13 protein-coding genes are annotated in these 18,310 nt (G+C 68.8%); 7 read left to right on the plus strand and 6 right to left on the minus strand.

Annotated features, from left to right (window positions below; all coding sequences use genetic code 11):
• Nucleotides 1-17 precede the first annotated feature (17 nt).
• Nucleotides 18-1,427 (minus strand): gamma-glutamyltransferase, encoded by a 1,410-nt coding sequence (locus tag DS843_RS18835; protein WP_286192183.1) that lies wholly within the window; start codon nucleotides 1,425-1,427, stop codon nucleotides 18-20.
• Between DS843_RS18835 and DS843_RS18840 the strand changes: the two genes are divergently transcribed.
• The 3 genes from DS843_RS18840 (at nucleotide 1,396) to DS843_RS18850 (ending at nucleotide 4,275) form a co-directional block, all read left to right on the plus strand.
• Nucleotides 1,396-2,748 (plus strand): M48 family metalloprotease, encoded by a 1,353-nt coding sequence (locus DS843_RS18840; RefSeq protein ID WP_286192184.1) that lies wholly within the window; start codon nucleotides 1,396-1,398, stop codon nucleotides 2,746-2,748. The two genes, DS843_RS18835 and DS843_RS18840, sit on opposite strands and share 32 nt — an antisense overlap.
• A 122-nt stretch (nucleotides 2,749-2,870) precedes the next feature.
• Nucleotides 2,871-3,626: a DsbA family protein gene (locus tag DS843_RS18845; RefSeq protein WP_149470388.1), complete on the plus strand. Its 756-nt coding sequence runs from the start codon at nucleotides 2,871-2,873 to the stop codon at nucleotides 3,624-3,626.
• 34 nt (nucleotides 3,627-3,660) lie between these two features.
• The gene (locus DS843_RS18850) at nucleotides 3,661-4,275 is read left to right on the plus strand and encodes an HAD family hydrolase (RefSeq protein ID WP_286192185.1); all 615 of its coding nucleotides are present in this window, start codon (nucleotides 3,661-3,663) and stop codon (nucleotides 4,273-4,275) included.
• Nucleotides 4,276-4,286: 11 nt separating this feature from the next.
• Here the strand turns inward: DS843_RS18850 and greB are convergent, their stop codons facing one another.
• Together greB and DS843_RS18860 are read right to left on the minus strand one after the other, a co-directional pair.
• Entirely contained in the window at nucleotides 4,287-4,850 is a 564-nt protein-coding gene (greB, locus tag DS843_RS18855; protein ID WP_149470389.1) for a transcription elongation factor GreB, read from the minus strand.
• A gap of 83 nt (nucleotides 4,851-4,933) precedes the next feature.
• Entirely contained in the window at nucleotides 4,934-8,038 is a 3,105-nt protein-coding gene (locus tag DS843_RS18860; RefSeq protein ID WP_149470390.1) for an Rne/Rng family ribonuclease, read from the minus strand.
• A gap of 583 nt (nucleotides 8,039-8,621) precedes the next feature.
• Here DS843_RS18860 and DS843_RS18865 point away from each other — a divergent pair.
• Both DS843_RS18865 and DS843_RS18870 read left to right on the plus strand, forming a co-directional pair.
• Nucleotides 8,622-9,938, plus strand: a complete 1,317-nt coding sequence (locus DS843_RS18865; RefSeq protein ID WP_149470391.1) for an N-acetylmuramoyl-L-alanine amidase — start codon at nucleotides 8,622-8,624, stop codon at nucleotides 9,936-9,938.
• Between the two features lie 250 nt (nucleotides 9,939-10,188).
• Complete coding sequence (locus DS843_RS18870) at nucleotides 10,189-12,699, plus strand: penicillin-binding protein 1A (protein WP_149470392.1); 2,511 nt, start codon at nucleotides 10,189-10,191, stop codon at nucleotides 12,697-12,699.
• A 210-nt stretch (nucleotides 12,700-12,909) separates the two neighbouring features.
• Here DS843_RS18870 and DS843_RS18875 read toward each other — a convergent pair whose 3' ends face one another.
• Together DS843_RS18875 and DS843_RS18880 are read right to left on the minus strand one after the other, a co-directional pair.
• Nucleotides 12,910-13,866 carry an SGNH/GDSL hydrolase family protein gene (locus DS843_RS18875; RefSeq protein ID WP_149470393.1) on the minus strand — a complete coding sequence of 319 codons (957 nt, stop codon included), beginning with the start codon at nucleotides 13,864-13,866 and terminating at the stop codon, nucleotides 12,910-12,912.
• A gap of 13 nt (nucleotides 13,867-13,879) precedes the next feature.
• The gene (locus DS843_RS18880) at nucleotides 13,880-15,319 is read right to left on the minus strand and encodes an MBOAT family O-acyltransferase (protein WP_149470394.1); all 1,440 of its coding nucleotides are present in this window, start codon (nucleotides 15,317-15,319) and stop codon (nucleotides 13,880-13,882) included.
• A 319-nt stretch (nucleotides 15,320-15,638) separates the two neighbouring features.
• Here DS843_RS18880 and prfB point away from each other — a divergent pair.
• Nucleotides 15,639-16,761, plus strand: a protein-coding gene (prfB, locus tag DS843_RS18885; RefSeq protein ID WP_149470395.1) for a peptide chain release factor 2 whose coding sequence is annotated in 2 segments (ribosomal slippage) — nucleotides 15,639-15,707 and nucleotides 15,709-16,761 — 1,122 coding nt in all. Because the reading frame shifts where the segments join, the coding sequence is not laid out codon by codon here.
• Between the two features lie 206 nt (nucleotides 16,762-16,967).
• Nucleotides 16,968-17,276 (plus strand): peptidoglycan-binding domain-containing protein, encoded by a 309-nt coding sequence (locus DS843_RS18890; protein ID WP_038526709.1) that lies wholly within the window; start codon nucleotides 16,968-16,970, stop codon nucleotides 17,274-17,276.
• A 9-nt stretch (nucleotides 17,277-17,285) separates the two neighbouring features.
• Here the strand turns inward: DS843_RS18890 and DS843_RS18895 are convergent, their stop codons facing one another.
• Entirely contained in the window at nucleotides 17,286-18,308 is a 1,023-nt protein-coding gene (locus DS843_RS18895; RefSeq protein ID WP_149470396.1) for an ABC transporter substrate-binding protein, read from the minus strand.
• Between the last annotated feature and the right edge of the window lie 2 nt (nucleotides 18,309-18,310).

Here is an 18,310-nt window from a genome sequence, read left to right on the forward strand (position 1 = left end):
TTCCAGACTTTTGAACATCAACGCTCGGTTTCGATCAGAATGCCCAGGGCATGGGCGCGCGGGTCGGCGGCGATCTGGCATTCCTTCCAGCCGCTCTCCATCGAGGTCCGGCAGGTGACGAAGGTGGCGCGGCCCGGCCCGTTCGCGGCCCGGCTGACCCGGATGGCGGCGCCCGGCTCCTTGTCCAGAGCGGCGGGCAGGGCGGCGGTCAGCAGGGCGGCGGGAGCGGCGGCGGGGCCGTCGTTGCCGGCGGCGCTGGCCGCACCGGCGAACTGGGTCCGTCCGACGATGGCGTTGGTCAGCAGGGCCGGCGCGCCGAAGCCGGCGCCATCCACCCCGCGCGCGGCCAGCATACCGGTGCCCGGCACCATGCGGCCCGCGCCGAAGGGCGCGCCCATGGTGAAGGAGCAGGCGACCCCGTTTTCCTCATGGTCGATCACGACGAGGCCGGCGCCGGGCGCGGAACCGCCGTTGCCGGTGGCGCCCAGCGCCTGGGCGACGCGGGCAGCGCGCTGGTCGGACGGCAGGTCGGCGGCGGCGCTCCAGGCGGTTGTCAGGGCGGCGCCGTTGTTGGTTTCGGGAAGCTGGGCGAAATGCATCGACACGATGCCCAGCGGGATGGCGGCGGTGCCGGTCCAGCGCGGCTGGAATCCACGGATCGCGGCGGTGTCGATGGCGGCGGCCTGGGCCACCGCGCCGCCCAACGGCCCGCCATACAGCGCGGCGATGCCGCTGCGGCGCATCTGCGACAGGGTGGCGGCCAACTCCGGCTGGCTCAGCGGAGCGCCCTCGGCCAGCGGCGCCCCGGCGGGCAGGAAGACGCGCCGCGCCTCCGGATCGGCGGACAGGCGGGCGCCGGAGTCGGCGAGATCCCGCGCCAGCGCCCGGCTGACCGGGACGGAGCGGGCGAGCTGCTCCGCCGGGACCACGGCCTGTTCCCAGCGCATCGCGCCCGTGGCGGCCTGGAGCGCGTAGACGCCGCGTAGGAAGCCGGGCAGGGCGGCGCCACCGGCGCCGGCGGGACGGGGCAGGAAGTCCAGCGTGCGGGTTTCCTTCTTCGCCGCGTCGAACACCACGCAGACGCCGCCGCCGGTCAGCCCGACGCGGGAGGGCAGGGTGACGCTCATCGCCATCGCCATGGCGGCGGCGGCGTCGCCGGCCTTGCCGCCCTGGGCGACGATGTCGCGCCCGATCTCCGCCGCGCGCGGCTCGTCCGCCGCGACGTAGCTCTGCGCCGGGGCGCCCGTGCGGTATTTCGTGTTGACGCAGCCGCCGATCAGCGACGCCGCTATGGCAATCGCGCCCAACCCTTGCCAGATTCGGCGGGTGGAATGGGGCGCCCGGACCGGCATCCTGACCGGCTGTCCGGTGCCCCGGTGTGCGGAGGAAGAAACGGTGCGCAAGCCCAGCAGGCTGGTTTCGGTCATCGCCATGGTTGCCGTGATGGTTCTGTCGTGGTCGCCGCCCGCGGGCGCGCAGCGGCGCCAGGAGATGCAATTCCTGAGCGACGCCGAGACCGAACATATCATCCGCGACATGGCCCGGCCAATCTTCCAGGCCGCGGGCATCGATCCGGACGCGGTGAACATCGTCCTGGTCAATGACAACACCATGAACGCCTTCGTCGCGGGCGGGCAGAACATCTTCCTGCACACCGGCCTGCTGCTGGGGCTGGAGGACGCCGGCCAACTGATCGGCGTGATCGCCCACGAAACCGGCCACATCGCGGGCGGCCATCTGGTCCGCGGGTCGGAGGCGATGGAGAACGCCTTCCTGTCCTCGCTGATCGGCATGGGCATCGGCATCGTCGGCGGCATCGCCGCGGGCAACGCCGGGGCCGGCGCGGCGGGCGTCATGCTGGGCCAGCATCTGGCGGAGCGGAACTTCCTCTCCTTCTCGCGCAGCCAGGAATCCTCCGCCGATCAGGCGGGCCTGTCCTACATGGAGCAGTCCGGCATTTCGGCGGAAGGGTTGGTCACCTTTCTGGAGAAGCTGGGCGCCGCCGACGATCCGCTGCTGGTGGACCGCGATGCCGGATACCGCCGCACCCACCCCCTGACCCGCGAGCGCATCGAGACGGTGCGCAATTTCGTGGAGCGGTCGCGGGCCGGCAAGCGCCCGGTTCCCTCGCAGTGGAACGAGGAGTTCCGCCGCATCCAGGCCAAGCTCTACGCCTATCTGGACCCCAACGGGGCGCTGCGCCGCTACCGGGCGGAGGACCCGTCCTTCGTGGCGCGTTATGGCCGCGCCTACGCCTATTTCCGGCGCGGCGAGATCCGTCAGGCCCTGCCGCTGGTCGATGCGCTGATCGCGCAGGAGCCGAAGAATCCTTTCCTCTATGAAATGAAGGGCGACCTGATGCTTCAGAACGGGCGGGCGGTCGACGCCGCCGCCCCCTACCGCAAGGCCATCGAGCTGGAGCCGGACGCCGGCAGCATCCGCGTGTCGCTGGCCCACTCCCTGCTGGAGCAGAACGACAAGCGGCTGGCCGACGAGGCGCTGCGCAACCTCCAGGTGGCCTCCAAGACGCAGGCGCAGTCGGCCTTCCTGTGGCGGCTGATGGCCCAGGCCTGGAGCATGAAGGGGAACGCCGGCATGGTCGCCTACGCCACCGCGGAGGAAGCCTTCGCCCGCGGCGACAAGCCGATGGCCCGCTTCCAGGCGGAGCGGGCGGAGAAGCTGCTGCCCGCCGGTTCCCCCGGCTGGCTGCGCGCCCAGGACATCCGTGGGCAGGCGGGTGGCAAGTGACTGTCCTCCGGTCCCGCGGCGCACAGCCGTCTTGCCTGATCCCGCCATCCCAGTTCACAGTAGCGCCCCGATTCGCGTCTGATCGACCCGCATCGGCCCGGCTCCACACGAGAGAGTTCGCCATGACCCGCTTCCGCCCCGCCGCCCTGGCGCTCGCCGCCGCGCTGGCCCTTCCGACGGGGCTGCTGGCCCCCGCCCTCCAGGCGCAGAGCCCGATGGACGACGTGCAGCGCAAGGCCATCGAAGGGGTGGTGCGCGACTACATCCTGAAGAACCCGGAAATCATTCTGGAGGCCGTGGATTCCCTGCAAAAACGCCAGAAGATGGCGGAGGAGCAGAAGGCCCGCCAAGCTCTGGCCGACAACAAGGCGGCGCTGTTCCAGAACCCCGCCGACCCGGTGGCCGGCAACCCGAAGGGCGACGTGACGGTGGTCGAGTTCTTCGATTACCAGTGCGGCTATTGCAAGGCCGTGCAGGCGGACACGGAGCGTCTCATCAAGGACGACGGCAAGGTCCGCTTCGTCTACAAGGAATTCCCGATCCTCAGCCCGGCCTCGCTCTCGGCGGCCAAGGCGGCTCTGGCCGCCCGCAACCAGGGCAAGTATCTGGAGCTTCACAACGCCCTGATGGCGCATCGCGGCCAACTCGACGACGACGTGATCCAGCGGCTGGCCAAGTCGGTCGGGCTGGACACCGACAAGCTGAAGAAGGACATGAACAGCCCCGACGTGCTGAAGGTCATCGCCGCCAACCAGGCGCTGGCCGAGGAACTGGGCATCCGCGGCACCCCGGCCTTCGTCATCGGCGACGAACTGGTCCCCGGCGCGATCAAGCTGGACCAGATGAAGGACCTCGTCGCAGCGGCCCGCAAGGGCTGAATTCGGCCGGCTCAAAACAGACGAAGAAATAGTGATGATGACCAAGCCGACCACCGTCGTCTTCGACATCGGCCATGTGCTCATCGAGTGGGACCCGCGGAACCTTTACCGCGAACTGTTCGACGGGTACGAGGACCTGATGGAGGATTTCCTCGACAACGTCTGCACCCTCGCCTGGAACCTGGAGCAGGACCGCGGTCGCCCGTGGGACGAGGCGGTCGCCGTCCTGACCGCCGAGCATCCGGACTGCCGCGAGCTGATCCGCGCCTACCACGAGCGGTGGGAGGAGATGGTGCCCGGCCCCGTCGCCGGGACGCCGGACATCCTGATGGAGCTGAAGCAGCGGGGGACACCGCTCTACTCCATCACCAACTTCTCGTCGGACAAGCTGGCGCTGACCCGCCGGCGCTTCGACTTCCTGAACGTCTTCGACGGGATGATCGTGTCCGGGGACGAGAAGCTGGTGAAGCCGGACCCGGCGATCTTCCGGCTCCTGCTGGACCGTTACGGCCTGCGGGCGGCGGACTGCTTCTTCATCGACGACAGCCCCGCCAATGTGGAGGCGGCCCGCAACATCGGCATGACCGCCCACCGCTTTTCCGGCGCGGCGAGCCTGCGCACCGAACTGGAGGAGCTGGGGCTTCTGTAGCCCCAGCTTTTTTACTCCCCGTCGCCCGGATAACGGATCGCGACGACCTCGATCTGCTCCAGCCCGGCGGGGGTGCGCAGGTCCACCAGGTCGCCTTCCTGCGCCTTCAGCAGGGCGCGGGCGATGGGCGAAATCCAGCTCACATGGGCGCGGTCCATGTCCACCTCGTCGGCCCCGACGATGGTGACGGTGTTTTCCGTGCCGTCCTCCCGCGCGTAGGTCACCGTGGCCCCGAAGAACACGCGGTCGCGGTTCTTCTGGAGCGTGGGGTCCACCACCTCCGCCGATTCCAGGCGTTTGGTCAGGAAGCGGATGCGCCGGTCGATCTCCCGCAGGCGCTTCTTGCCGTAGATGTAGTCGCCGTTCTCCGAACGGTCGCCGTTGCCGGCGGCCCAGGACACCACCTCGACCACCTTCGGGCGCTCGACGCGCAGCAGCGAGCGCAACTCCTCCTGCATGCGCTGGAAGCCTTCGGGCGTCATGTAGTTCTTCACGCCCTTGGGCAAGGGCTTGGGATCGTCGGCCTCGTCGTCGTTGCCGGCGGAGTCGTTTTCCCGCGTGAATGCCTTGCTCATGGTCGGAACCCTTCGCGGTTTCATGAAAAGGAAAAGGCGCCGCGAGGCGCCTTTTCCAGTCTGCTCGGCGATGGAACGCGCGGTCAGCGGTTCCACCAGCCCCGGCGCGGCTTGGCCGACCCGTTGTCCTCCGCGGAGGCGGGCTCGGGCGCCGGCTCCGGCGCCGGCCCGGACGCCGGATTGTCGACCGGTGCCTCGGTGACCGCCGGAGCGGGCGCGGCCTCGGCGGGGGCATCCGCCGCGGTCTTGCGCTTGCGCGCGGGGGGGCGCTTCTTCGGCTCTTCCGCGGCGGTGGGGGCCGGAGCGGGCGCAGCCTCGGCGGGAGCGTCCGCCACGGTCTTGCGCTTGCGCGCGGGGGCGCGCTTCTTCGGCTCCTCCGCGGCGGCGGGAGCCGGAGCGGCCTCGGCCACCGGCTCGGCCTTCGCCTTGCGGCTGCGGGCCGGCTTGGCCGGAGCCTGCGGAGCGGGCTCAGCCGGGGCCTGGGCGGCGGCCTTGCCCTTGGCGGCGCGCTTGGGCTTGGCGGGGGCTGCTTCCGGTTCCGCCGTCACGGCGTCCGCGGCGTCCGCGGCGCTGGCCTTGGCGCGGCCACGGCGCGGCTTGCGGGCCGGAGCCTCCTCGGCCACAGGGGCGGCCTCTTCCGCAGCCGGAACCTCCGCGGCGGTGTCCGCCGTGGTCTCCGGAGCGGTTTCGGCGGCGACCGCGCTGGTCAGGACCCAGTCGAACTCGACCGGTTCCAGATCCGCCGGGAGTTCCGGCGGGTTGACGGCGCGGCCAGCCTCGACGGCGGTCGGGAAGGACTCGGTCTCGGAGGGTTCGCCCTCGCCGGCCTCCAGCCCTTCGGTGCCGTTCTCCAGGCCCTCGCGCTGGCGGGACCGGCGCCGGCCGCCGCGCTTGCCGCGGCGGCGCTTCTTGCGCTCGCCGTTGCCTTCGCCGTTCGGCTCGAACGCGTCGGTGCCGTCTTCCGCATCGGACGCGGCCAGTTCCTCCTCGTCCTCCTCGTCCTCGCCGATCTCCGCGGGGCCGACGTCGACGTCGTTGATGACGAACTCCGGCGCGTCGATCTGGGCGCGCTCGATCGCTTCCTCGTCGACCGCGGTGTCGTCGGTGGCGCTGTCGGCTTCGGCCTCTTCGGCCTCGGCCTCCTCGGCGGCCTCGCCGAACGGCGCGCGGCCATCCTCGCGGTCACGCCCGCGGCCACGGCGGCGGCGGCGGCGGCGGCGGCGGTCGCCGTCGCTCTCCCCGGCGGCTTCGGCGCGCTCCGGCACCTCGGCCTCGACGGCCTCCACGACGGGCGCCTCTTCCTCGGCCTCCTCGGCTTCGGCGGCCAGGATGCGGTCGGTCTCGGCCAGCACCCGCTCGGCGCTGACCAGCGGCACGTCGTCCTCCGGCGTGCGGGCCTTGACGCGCTCAAGCCGCAGGTCGGGCGCGATCAGCGTGTCGTCGGCCTGGACCATGACGCGGAACCGGTAGCGGTCCTCGATCTTGGTCAGTTCGCCGCGCTTCTGGTTGAGGATGTAGAGCGCGATGCGGGTCGGCACGAAGACGGTGATCTCCGCGGACCGCTTGCGGATGCCTTCCTCCTCGATGGCGCGCAGCACATGCAGGGAGGCGGACTCGACCGAGCGGATGACCCCGGTGCCGGAGCAGTGCGGGCAGCGCTCGAAGTTGGTTTCCAGCAGCGACGGGCGCAGGCGCTGGCGCGACAGCTCCAGCAGGCCGAAGGCGGAGATGCGGCCGAGCTGGATGCGCGCCCGGTCGTTCTTCATCGCCTCCTTCAGGCGGCGCTCCACCGCGGCGTTGTTGCGGGGCTCCTCCATGTCGATGAAATCGATCACGATGAGGCCCGCGAGGTCGCGCAGGCGAAGCTGGCGCGCTACCTCGTCGGCGGCTTCGAGGTTGGTCTTGTAGGCCGTCTCCTCGATGTTGCGCTCGCGCGTGGAGCGGCCCGAGTTGACGTCGATGGAGACCAGCGCCTCGGTCGGGTTGATGACGATGTAGCCGCCGGAGCGGAGCTGCACGACCGGGCTGTGGATCGCGTCGATCTGGGTTTCCACCTGATAGCGGTGGAACAGCGGGATCGTCTCGTCCTGGTACTGCATCACGCGCTTGGTGTGGCTCGGCATCATCATGCGCATGAAGTCGCGCGCGGTGTTGAAGCCGGCGCTGCCTTCCACCCAGATCTCGTCGATGTCGTCGGTGTAGAGATCGCGGATCGAGCGCTTGATGAGGTTCGCCTCCTCATAGATGAGGCAGGGGGCGGAGGACTTCAGCGTCTGGACGCGGATGTCGTCCCACAGGCGCAGCAGATACTCCAGGTCGCGCTTGATTTCCGGCTTGGAGCGTTCCAGCCCCGCGGTGCGCAGGATGACCGCCATGCCTTCCGGAACGTCCAGGTCGGACAGGATGTCCTTCAGGCGCTTGCGGTCGGCGGGGTTGGTGATCTTGCGGGAAATCCCGCCGCCGCGCCCGGTGTTGGGCATCAGCACGCAGTAGCGGCCCGGCAGCGACAGGTAGGTGGTCAGGGCGGCGCCCTTGTTGCCGCGCTCCTCCTTGGTCACCTGGACCAGCATGACCTGCCGGCGCTTGATGACTTCCTGGATCTTGTAGCTGCGCAACGGGCGGGGGCGGCGGCGGTGCGCCTCCTCGACCTCGTCCCCGCCGATGACGTCCGGGCTCTCGGCCTGGGCGGCGCCCTCCGGAGCCTCCTCCGGATCGGCGGCCTCCGCGGAGTCGCCGTCCGTGGCGAAGGCCGGGGCATCGCCTTCGAAGCCCTCGCCCTCGGTCTCGGCGTAGGAGCCGGGCATGGGGGAGAATTCCTCGACCACCTGTTCCGGGCGGATCGGCTCGGCCATCACCGCGCCGTCGGCGGCGGCCTCGGCGCGGGCCTCGGCCTGCTCCTCCAGCCGGCGCTCCTCGGCCAGCAGGGCCTCACGGTCGGCGACCGGGATGCGGTAATAGTCGGGATGGATTTCCGAGAAGGCCAGGAAACCGTGCCGGTTTCCGCCATATTCCACGAAGGCCGCCTGGAGCGACGGCTCGACCCGGGTCACCTTGGCAAGGTAGATGTTGCCCTTGAGTTGCTTCCGGGTCGCGATTTCGAAGTCGAGATCTTCGAGTCTGTTTCCATTGACCACGGCGACCCGGGTTTCTTCCGGGTGCGTGGCGTCCACCAGCATGCGCTTGGCCATACAAGATCCCCATGACGCCCCAGGCCGCCCGCGCGACGGACAAGCCGCCAGGGCGCGTCATCGTTGTGAGCGAAGCCTGCGGAACCGGCCCCTAACCCGTCGAACGGCGCTGACGAAGCAGCCAGGACGGGCCGGGCTTCGGCCTCCGGGTTACGGCCTTGCGGCCGGCACCAGCTTCGAGGTTTCGTCCCAATCCACCGGCAACCCAGAAGCGTCACGCCCCGGACCGCGCCCGATGATCTAGATTTCGGTCGTGGAGGTCCGCGGGCGACGCCCACAGTCACCCCGGAGAGGAACCTCTCGCAAGAGTGGGCTGGTGGGTCGCGGTATGTCGCAGAGCTACCATAGACAAGCACGAAACCTTGCACAACGTGGAATTCGGCGAAAGTTGCGCTCCGCCGCATCCGGTTCGGCGGCATCGCGTCTGGATGCGGCGGTGCCGCGGGAGTGTTGCAGGAACGGCACCCTTGCCGACAATTCCGCCACGCCCCCGGATGCCGTCGTTGAGCGCCTCGATTTCACCAAGCTATAGCTGACGGCTGGCTTGGACGATTGACGGTTTCTGGTGGAGCGGATGCCCCGAATGCTCGCGATTGTCGCTGCGCTGGGCGCCCTTCTGGGGGCGGCCGCCCTGCCGTGCGCCCCGGCGCAGGCCCAGACCACCGCGGCGCTGCCCTTCGCGGCGCCGGTGCAGGACCGGGTGTCCGTTCTGAACGCGCGGCTGGGCCTGCACCCCGACAAGACGCGGCTGGTCCTGGAACTCAGCGACTCGGTGCCCTTCACGGTGTCGGTGCACGGCTCCCCCTACCGCGTCGTGGTCGATCTGCCGGACGTGGGCTGGCCGGGCGGCAACGCCGTGATGCCCGGCAAGGGCCTGGTCGCCCGCTACCGATTCGAGGGGCGCGACGGCGGCGCCTCCCGCCTCGTGGTGGAGACCGACGGGCCGGTGCGGGTGGTGGAGTCCTACCTCATCCCGCCGCGCGACGGGTTCAAGCCGCGCTTCGTCCTGGACATCGCCCGCACCACCCCGGCGCAGTTCGCCGCCGCCGCCCCGGTCGCCGCCACCACCGGACCCGGACATGGGGGCGGCGCCGCTTCGGCGATCCGCGAGGCGGCCCGTCCGCCGGCGAAGAAGGACCCCATCGTGCCGGTGGCCGCGGCCCTGCCGCCGCCGGTGCCGCCGCGGGCGGCGCCCGTTCCGGAAAAGCCGATGATCGTCGTCGATCCCGGCCATGGCGGCGTCGATCCGGGCGCGGTCGGGGTCGGCGGTGTCTACGAGAAGGACATCACGCTGGCCATGGCGCGGGAGCTGAAGCGCCAGTTGGAAGGGTCGGGCCGCTACCGGGTGCGGCTGACCCGCGACAAGGACGTGTTCGTCCGCCTGCGCGACCGCGTCGCCATCGCGCGCGAGGCCAACGCCGACCTGTTCCTGTCGCTCCACGCCGACAGCATCGGAACCGCCGACATGCGCGGCCTGTCCATCTACACCCTGTCGGACAAGGCGTCGGACCGCGAGGCGGAAATGCTGGCCGCCAAGGAGAACCGGGCCGACGCCCTGGCCGGGATCGACCTGTCCTCCGAAAACGATCTGGTGGCCTCGATCCTGATCGACCTCGCCCAGCGGGACACGAAGAACCACTCCAAGCGCTTCGCCAACATGGCGCTGGAGCATCTGGGCCGCGAGGTGAAGCTGATTCCCAACCGGCCGCACCGGCAGGCGGGCTTCGCCGTTCTGACCGCGCCCGACATGCCCTCGGCCCTGGTGGAGATGGGCTATCTGTCCAGCCCGCAGGATGCCAATCTGCTGACCAAATCGGCCCACAGGGAAAAGCTGGGCCGCGGCATGGTGCGGACCATCGACGCCTACTTCAAGTGGCTGGGTGCGGCGCAGAAAAGTTGAGGCGCACAGGGTCGGGCGCCGCCGCCCGGTGCCAGCCATGCGGGTGGGGGCTGGCGGGCATTCGTCCCGCCCGGTCACCACTTTCTTGCATGCGCCTCGTGGCCGTCACATTTTCCTGACATGGCTGCGAGGGAGTCGGACTGCCGCCCCTCGCGGTGTAGGATGCCGCCCTTCGGATGGCTCCGCTCCTTCCCGGCCTCTTCCCGGATGAAGGCGGCGGGGCCACCGCCATGCCTGTCTGGGAACCGTCATGCGCCTTATTCTGTCCGTCCTGATGGCCTTCGTGATGCTCGCCCTGGCCGGGGCGGGGGTGCTGGTCTACATGCTGGACCATTACGACCACGAACTGCCGGACTACAAAAAGCTCGCCAACTACGAACCGCCGGTGACCACCCGCGTCCATGCGGGCGACGGACGCCTGTTGGCTGAGTTCGCGTCGGAAAAGCGCGTGTTCGTCCCCATCGACGCCATGCCGAAGCGCGTCACCAACGCCTTCCTGTCCGCCGAGGACAAGAACTTCTACGATCACAAGGGCATCGACCCCGTCGGCATCGCCCGCGCCATCCTGACCAACGTGGAGAATCTGGGCCGCGACCGCCGGCCCATGGGCGCCTCGACCATCACGCAGCAGGTCGCCAAGAACATGCTGCTGACCAACGAGGTGTCCTTCTCCCGGAAGATCAAGGAAGCGATCCTGGCGATCCGCATCGAGCGGGCCTTCACCAAGGACCGCATCCTCGAGCTTTACCTGAACGAGATCTTCCTGGGATACCGCTCCTACGGCGTGGCGGCGGCGGCGCTGAACTATTTCAACAAGGCGCTGGACGAGTTGGACATCGAGGAGGCGGCCTATCTGGCGGCCCTTCCCAAGGCGCCCAGCAACTACCATCCGGAGCGCCAGCGCGACGCCGCCATGGCCCGCCGCAACTGGGTCATCGGGCGCATGGCCGAGGACGGGCACATCACGCCGGAAGAGGCGAAGATCGCCCAGTCCAAGCCGCTGCTGGTGCGCAAGCGCGACGAGCAGGAGTATGTGACCTCCGAATATTTCGCCGAGGAGGTCCGGCGCGAGCTGGTGAAGCTCTACGGCGAGCAGTCGCTCTACGAGGGCGGCCTGTCGGTCCGCGCCTCCATGGACCCGGTGCTCCAGCAGGCGGCGACGAAGGCCCTGCGCACCGGTCTGGTCCAGTACGACCGCCGCCACGGCTACCGCGGGCCGGTCGGCAAGATGGAGAATTTCGACAACTGGGCGAAGAAGCTCGCCTCCATGGCGCCTCCCCCGGGGTCGGAGGGCTGGCATCTGGCCGTGGTGCTGAAGGATGACGACGCGGCGGCGCTCGACATCGGCCTGCCGGACGGGTCGCGCGGGCGCGTGCCGCTGGCCGAATTGCGCTGGGCGCGGGCTCAGCGGGACGACAACCGCCTCGGTCCGGAGATCCGCCGCCCCTCCGACGTCGCCAAGCTGGGCGACCTGATCCTGGTGGAGGCCGCCGGCAAGGACGACAAGGGCAAGGAGCCGCCTCCGGGCACCTACGCGCTGCGTCAGGTGCCGGCGGTGCAGGGCGGTCTGGTCGCGCTCGACCCGCACACGGGCCGCGTGCTCGCCATGGTCGGCGGCTTCTCGCCGCAGATGAGTTCCTTCAACCGCGCCACCCAGGCGATGCGGCAGCCGGGCTCCTCCTTCAAGCCCTTCGTCTATCTGGCGGCGCTGAACCAGGGCTTCACCCCGTCCTCGCTGGTGATGGACGCTCCGTTCGAATACGACCCCGGCCACGGCCAGCCGATCTGGAAGCCGGAGAACTACAGCCACGAGTTCTACGGTCCAACGCCGCTGCGCGCCGGCATCGAGAAGTCGCGGAACGTCATGACCGTCCGTCTGGCCCAGGCCGTCGGCATGGACAAGGTGAAGGCGCTGGCCCAGAATTTCGGCATCACCGACAACCTCCAGCCCTACCTGCCGATGTCGCTGGGGGCGGGGGAGACGACGGTGCTGCGCATGGCCACCGCCTACGCCATGCTGGCCAACGGCGGCAAGCGGGTGAACCCCACCTTCATCGACCGGGTGCAGGACCGCAACGGCAAGACCATCTTCCGCCACGACACCCGCCCTTGCGGCACCTGCAACCAAGTGCCCTGGAACGACGGGCTGGCCGTGCCCGCGGTGCCCGACACGCGCGAGCAGGTGAACGACCCGCGCACCGTCTATCAGATGGTCTCAATGCTGGAAGGCGTCGTGCAGCGCGGCACCGCCACGCGGCTGCTGTCGCTGGGCAAGCCGCTGGCCGGCAAGACCGGCACGACCAACGACAGCCACGATGCGTGGTTCATGGGCTTCTCGCCCAACCTCGTGGTCGGCACCTACATCGGCTTCGACCAGCCGCGCTCGCTGGGCGCCAAGGAGACCGGCGGTTCGGCGGCGGTGCCGGTGTTCAAGGACGTGATGGAGGTGGCGCTGAAGGACCAGCCGGCCACGCCCTTCCGTGTGCCGCGCGGCCTGCGCCTCGTCCGCGTCAACCCGGAGAACGGGCGCCTCGCCCAACCCGGCGAGCGGAAGGCGATCTGGGAGGCCTTCATCCCCGGCACGGAACCGAACCCCGACCAGCCGCAGATGGTGCTGGACGGCTCGGCCCACGCGGCGGACGCCGGCTGGACCGGCGGGGTGCCCGGCGGCGACCCGGCGGCCCAGCAGCAGCCGGGGGGCTGGGGCGCTCCGGCGGCTCCTCCCTCTGCGGCGACGGTGGGGACGGGTGGGCTTTACTGACCGGCTTTCTCTTGGTGGGATGGGTCGCAGCGTTCCACATCAATTCCCTCTTCCGCCCCGGGAGAGGGTGCCCGCGAAGCGGGCGGGTGAGGGTGAAGCCAAGGATCGGGGCGCTTATTCTTGGCCGACCCTCACCCTTCCCACGCTTCGCGTGGGCCCCTTCCCTCTCCCGGGACGGGAGAGGGGATTCCAAGTGCGATCGTCGGTGGCTCAGGGCCGCGCGGCGGTGTGGGTTTCCGTGCGGAGTTCGGCGATGGCCTCGGCGGGTGCCGTGTCGGTGGGACAGTCGGCAAGCGGGCGCAGCCGGTCCTCCATCCGCGCCAGCATCAACCGGACGCCCTCCTGATTGATGTGCAGGGCATCGACGAAATGGGCCTCGTCCGTGATCTCGCGGCGGGAGTCGATGACCGGCACGTCGGGCGGCAGGCGGGCCTTCAGTTCCTCGAAGAAGGCGTCGAAATTGCTCACCTTTTCGATGTAGCCGGGAAAGAAGGGCGTGATGACCACGGCGACCCGCGTGCCCTTATCGCGCGCCGTGCCGATGATGCGGTCCAGCGCGTCCCAGTTCGGCTGGAAGCCCTCCATCCGCTCCTCCGGCGCCTTGTCGAGCTGGGCCTTGAGGAAGGGCGACATGGTGCCGCTCAGCGTCCGGTCGCCGGTCGGGTGCAGCCCGTCGAAGGCCAGCCGGATCGTCTGGTTGTTGTTGAAGATCAGCGTGTTGAACAGCTTGTTGGACGCCCACATGGTGGGGTCGGCCTTGCGGATGAAGCCGTCCACCCGCTCCGAATAGTAGGCCAGCAGCGGCAGGTCGGCGAGCGCCATCGGATCGTCCACCACGCTCGTCGGCTCGACCAGCAGAAGGCGGGGGGCGCCGTGCCGGTCCAGATAATCCTCCCACAGCAGGTCGCCCACCGTGGTGGGAGCCCCGCCCATGCCGAGGTTCAGGACCCGCCCGCAGGTCAGCGTCTGCACCTCCTCCACCGGGAAATGGTTGTCGGCGCGTGAGTTGCCCAGGATCACCACGTCGGCGGGCGGACCCTTCCGGTAGACCGTCATGAAGCGGTCCGACGACCGGAGCAGCGCGTCGCCCATCCAGGACGCCACCGCGCGGTCCATCGCGACCACCATGCCCAGGATCAGTCCGACGGCGGCCAAAAGGCGGATCATGGTTCGGGCTCCCTCAGAACTGGAAATAGATGAAGGATCGGTTGGCGAAGTTGCCGAAGAGCAGGAGCATCAGGATCAGCGTGGCGCAGCCGGCGGAACGGGCCACCACGTTGACCCCGGCGTAGCGGCGCCCGGCCCCGAACTCGATCATCGCGTCGATCATCAGCACGACGAGGCCGAACAGGGCGACGCGGGCCAGATAGCTCATCTGCTGCATGCCACGCGGCAGGCTGAAATCGCCCTCGGCGATGATGCCCAGGATGGTCCGCACCGTGTGCATGTCGTCGGCGCGGAAGGGCAGCCAGGTCAGCGTCACCAGCAGGAAGACCAGCCCGACGGTCAGCAGCTTCCCTACCGCCAGCGGCGCGCCGCTGAGGCGCAGGGGGCTGCGCCTGGCCAGCCAGCGCACCCCGTCTTCCGCCGCCATCAGGGCGGCGTGCAGGGCGCCCCACAGGACGAAGGTCCAGGCCGCGCCATGCCACAGGCCGGACACCAGCATCACGATGGTCAGGTTGCGGATGCGCAGCCACTGGGTCCGCCCGCCGCCCATCGGGATGTAGACGTAGTCGCGGAACCATGTGGACAGCGAGATGTGCCAGCGCCGCCAGAAGTCCTTCATTCCCATGGCGAAGTAGGGGCGGGCGAAGTTCTGGCACAGCGTGTAGCCGAAGATCTGCGACAGGCCGATGGCGATCAGCGAGTAGCCGGCGAAGTCGCCGTAGATCTGAAGCGAGAAGCAGATCAGCCCGATGACGTGGTTCAGCGCGTTGAAGAACTCCGGCTGGGCGAAGCGCGCATCCACCACGGCGGCGGCGTTGTCGGCCAGCCCCAGCTTCAGGAAATAGCCCCAGATGACCTTTTCCAGCCCGGCGAAGCGGAAGGCAAAGGGCACGTCCTGGCGGGGGCCGTTCTGGATCTGGGGCAACAGGTCGCGCGCCCGGACGATCGGTCCGGCGACGAGCTGCGGGAAAAAGGCGACGAAGGTCGCGTAGCGCAGCAGCGACCGCTCCGGCTTCTCCAGATGCCCCAGATAGAGGTCAAGCGCGTAGCTGAGATTCTGGAAGACGTAGAAGGAAATGCCGACCGGAAGGATGATGGACAGCGTGCGGTGCCCGACATCGAGCCCGAGCGAGGACAGGGCGACCTCCGCGCTGTCGATGAAAAAATTGAAGTATTTGAAAAAGAACAGGATCGACAGATTGGTGCCCAGGCTGATCTGCATGAACATGCGGGCGGTGGCCCGGTTCGGCGCGTCGGCGATGCGCAGGCCGCAATAGAAGTCGAGCAGCGTCGTGCCGGCAAGCAGCAGACAGAAGCGGTAATCCCAGAAGCCATAGAAGATGTAGCTGGACACCAGCAGCAGCGGCGTGAACAGCCGCGTCCTGGCGAGCATCATGAAGCCCGCCGTGAAGGCCGTGATGAACAGCAGGAACCCCAGGCTGGTGAAGTTCATCGGGAGGCCACGCTCTTGTTGTTGGAGAATACTCTCGGAAAGGGGGGCGCCAACCGCCCGCGCCCGCCGGATGGCGGGTACAGATCGTCGGTGACGCTATCACGGGGAACTGCCACCTATTCGCGCCGCGAAAGTGGTTTTGCGGCGCAAAATCGGTTTTATCCGAGTGGGTTGGGCGCCACCTCTCCCGTGCGGGCAGGCCTCGTTCCGGACCCTGCGGCCCCCGATCCGTTGGAATAAGAGGGTGCAACACCGCGCCCAACCCGCTACATAAGGGCCAAGACACTGGTTCAACTCTGGCTGACGAGGAGGTACCGCGATGCGGGCCGAGATCGAAGCGGCCGCCGGCGAGATTAGAGAATCGCTGGCGCTGCTGAGGAGGCATCTTTGACTGGGATAACGCGCTGCGTCGTCTCGACGAACTGAACGCCCACGCCGAAGACCCCAAGCTGTGGGACGACCCGTCCCGCGCGCAGACCATCATGCGCGAGCGCACCCAGCTCGAAACCTCGGTGAACGGCTATCGTGCGCTTGAGCGCGACCTGTCCGACAGCCTGGAACTGATCGAGATGGGCGAGGCCGAGGGCGACGCGACCGTGGTCGCCGATGCCGAAGCCCAGCTCTACGCGCTCCGCGACCGCGCGGCGAAGCTCCAGATCGAAAGCCTGCTCTCGGGTGAGGCGGACGCCAACGACTGCTTCATCGAGGTGAACGCGGGCGCCGGCGGCACGGAGGCCCAGGACTGGGCGCTGATGCTGATGCGCATGTACACCCGCTGGGCGGAGCAGCACGGCTACAAGACGCAGTGGCTTGAGGAAAGCCCCGGCGAAGAGGCCGGCATCAAGTCCGCCACCGTGCAGGTCAGCGGCCACAACGCCTATGGCTGGCTGAAGACCGAGGCCGGGGTGCATCGTCTGGTGCGCATCAGCCCCTTCGACAGCCAGGCGCGCCGCCAGACCAGCTTCGCCGCCGTCTCGGTGTCTCCGGTGATCGACGACAAGATCAACATCGAGATCAACGAGAAGGACTGCCGCATCGACACCTTCCGGGCGTCGGGCGCCGGTGGCCAGCACGTCAACAAGACGGACTCGGCGATCCGCATCACCCACCTGCCCACGGGCATCGTGGTGGCCTGCCAGCAGGAGCGCTCGCAGCACAAGAACCGCGCCAAGGCGTGGGACATGCTGCGCGCCCGCCTGTACGAGCGGGAGTTGAAGATCCGCGAAGACGCCGCCGCCGCGCTTGAGGCGACCAAGAGCGACATCGGCTGGGGCCATCAGATCCGTTCCTACGTCCTGCACCCCTACCAGATGGTGAAGGACCTGCGGACGGAGGTGGAAACCTCGCAGAGCCAGGCGGTTCTGGACGGCGACCTGGACATGTTCCTGGAAGCCGCTCTGGCCTCGCGCCTGAAGGGGCAGAGCGACGACGCCGCGGCGTGAGTGGTTGTGGGGGTTAGGTCTTGCCCCCACCCCGGCCCTCCCCCGCTGGGCGGGGGAGGGAGTTTTTCGCGAAGCGGCGTCCGTTCCCTCCCCCGCCCAGCGGGGGAGGGTTAGGGTGGGGGCAAAGCACCCCCCTATTTTTATCCCTTGGGAAGAAACGCGGCCTCTGCGTTGTTGATCTCCGCAACAAGAAACGGAGAGAGACCATGAACCGCAGCCTGTTCGCCGCCTTCCTGGCCGCCACGGCCTTCGCGGCCCCGGCCTACGCCGCCTGTCCGACCGACAGCATGACGCCGGACATGTATTTCGCCTATGTGGAAGGCATCCAGAAGACCCTGACCGAGCAGGGCTTCCGTCCCGGCGTGATCGACGGGAAGATCGGTCCCAACACCCGCTCCGCCATCCGCGCCTACCAGAAGGCCGCGAAGCTCCCGGTGGACGGCTGTCCGACGCAGGAGCTTCTCGACCACATCAACTTCTCCCAGCCGAAGGTCTACGGGCCGGGCAAGCGGTAAGGCGCCATTTTACTTAACGAAGGTCAGGTCCATGACGGACTTGGCGTCCAGCGCCTTGTCCACCTGACCTTCGGACTGCCAGAACTTCACCTGATTGACGATGTCGTCGACCAGCAGCTTGCCCTTCGGCTCCACATAGGGCAGGCCGGCGGCGACGACCTCGGGCTTCTGCTTGGTGGCCTCGGCGATGATCGCCAGCAGTTCGTCGTAGCCGGGACCCTTCACCACGGCGCCGGAAGCGTCCTTGGCGTTGAAGGCGGCGTGGTATTCGGCCAGAGCGGTCAGATAGGCGCCGACGAACTTCTCGGCCAGCGGGCGGCGCTGGGCGACGGTCTTCGGGCTGGTGAAGAGGGCGCCGAGCTGCCACGGCGTCTCGTCGCCGACCCATCCCAGAATGGTGCCCGAGCCTTCGGAGGCCAACTGGCGGGCCACCGTGACCGGGGCGATCACCGCGTCCACCTGACCGCCCTTGAAGGCGGCGACCATCTTCGGCACGTCCTGCATCGGCACCATCGTCACGTCCTTGACCGTGAAGCCGTGCTTCTGGCCGAGCAGGCCGACCATGTAATGGAAGGTGGAGCCCACGGTGGTGATGGCGATGCGCTTGCCCTTGAGGTCCGCCGGCTTGGTCAGCCCGGCGTCATGCGCCGCCTTGGTCGCCACATAGGCGCTGAGCTGGAAGCCCGGCTCGTCGCGGCTCTGCGCGGCGATCATGGTGACGGCGCCCTTGGCCGCGAGGTTGTAGAAGCCCGCGGTCAGGCCGGTGACGCCGAAATCCACGTCGCCCGAGGCTACCGCCACCGGCACCTGCTGGGCCGAAGTGAACATCTTCAGTTCGACGTCCAGCCCTTCCTTCTCGAAATAGCCCTTCGACTTGGCGATGAAGATCGGGCCGGAGGAGGCCAGCGCCAGCACGCCGATGGAGGTCTTCTCCAACCCTTGCGCCTCGGCGGCGGGCGTTCCGGCCAGCGCCAGGGCCGCAGCGCCCATTGCACCCAGAACCAAACGGCGGCTCCAACGCACGACGGTCATTC

The sequence above is a fragment of the Roseomonas genomospecies 6 genome (assembly GCF_008365375.1).
Lineage (GTDB): Bacteria > Pseudomonadota > Alphaproteobacteria > Azospirillales > Azospirillaceae > Azospirillum.

What these genes read in the sequence shown, in the direction of transcription:
- DS843_RS18880 (WP_149470394.1), bottom strand. Translation starts at nt 15,319, where the DNA reads ATGAACTTCACCAGCCTGGGGTTCCTGCTGTTCATCACGGCCTTCACG.
- DS843_RS18845 (WP_149470388.1), top strand. Translation starts at nt 2,871, where the DNA reads ATGACCCGCTTCCGCCCCGCCGCCCTGGCGCTCGCCGCCGCGCTGGCC.
- greB (WP_149470389.1), bottom strand. Translation starts at nt 4,850, where the DNA reads ATGAGCAAGGCATTCACGCGGGAAAACGACTCCGCCGGCAACGACGAC.
- DS843_RS18860 (WP_149470390.1), bottom strand. Translation starts at nt 8,038, where the DNA reads ATGGCCAAGCGCATGCTGGTGGACGCCACGCACCCGGAAGAAACCCGG.
- DS843_RS18865 (WP_149470391.1), top strand. Translation starts at nt 8,622, where the DNA reads ATGCTCGCGATTGTCGCTGCGCTGGGCGCCCTTCTGGGGGCGGCCGCC.
- DS843_RS18895 (WP_149470396.1), bottom strand. Translation starts at nt 18,308, where the DNA reads ATGACCGTCGTGCGTTGGAGCCGCCGTTTGGTTCTGGGTGCAATGGGC.
- DS843_RS18835 (WP_286192183.1), bottom strand. Translation starts at nt 1,427, where the DNA reads ATGACCGAAACCAGCCTGCTGGGCTTGCGCACCGTTTCTTCCTCCGCA.
- DS843_RS18850 (WP_286192185.1), top strand. Translation starts at nt 3,661, where the DNA reads ATGATGACCAAGCCGACCACCGTCGTCTTCGACATCGGCCATGTGCTC.
- DS843_RS18870 (WP_149470392.1), top strand. Translation starts at nt 10,189, where the DNA reads ATGCGCCTTATTCTGTCCGTCCTGATGGCCTTCGTGATGCTCGCCCTG.
- DS843_RS18890 (WP_038526709.1), top strand. Translation starts at nt 16,968, where the DNA reads ATGAACCGCAGCCTGTTCGCCGCCTTCCTGGCCGCCACGGCCTTCGCG.
- DS843_RS18875 (WP_149470393.1), bottom strand. Translation starts at nt 13,866, where the DNA reads ATGATCCGCCTTTTGGCCGCCGTCGGACTGATCCTGGGCATGGTGGTC.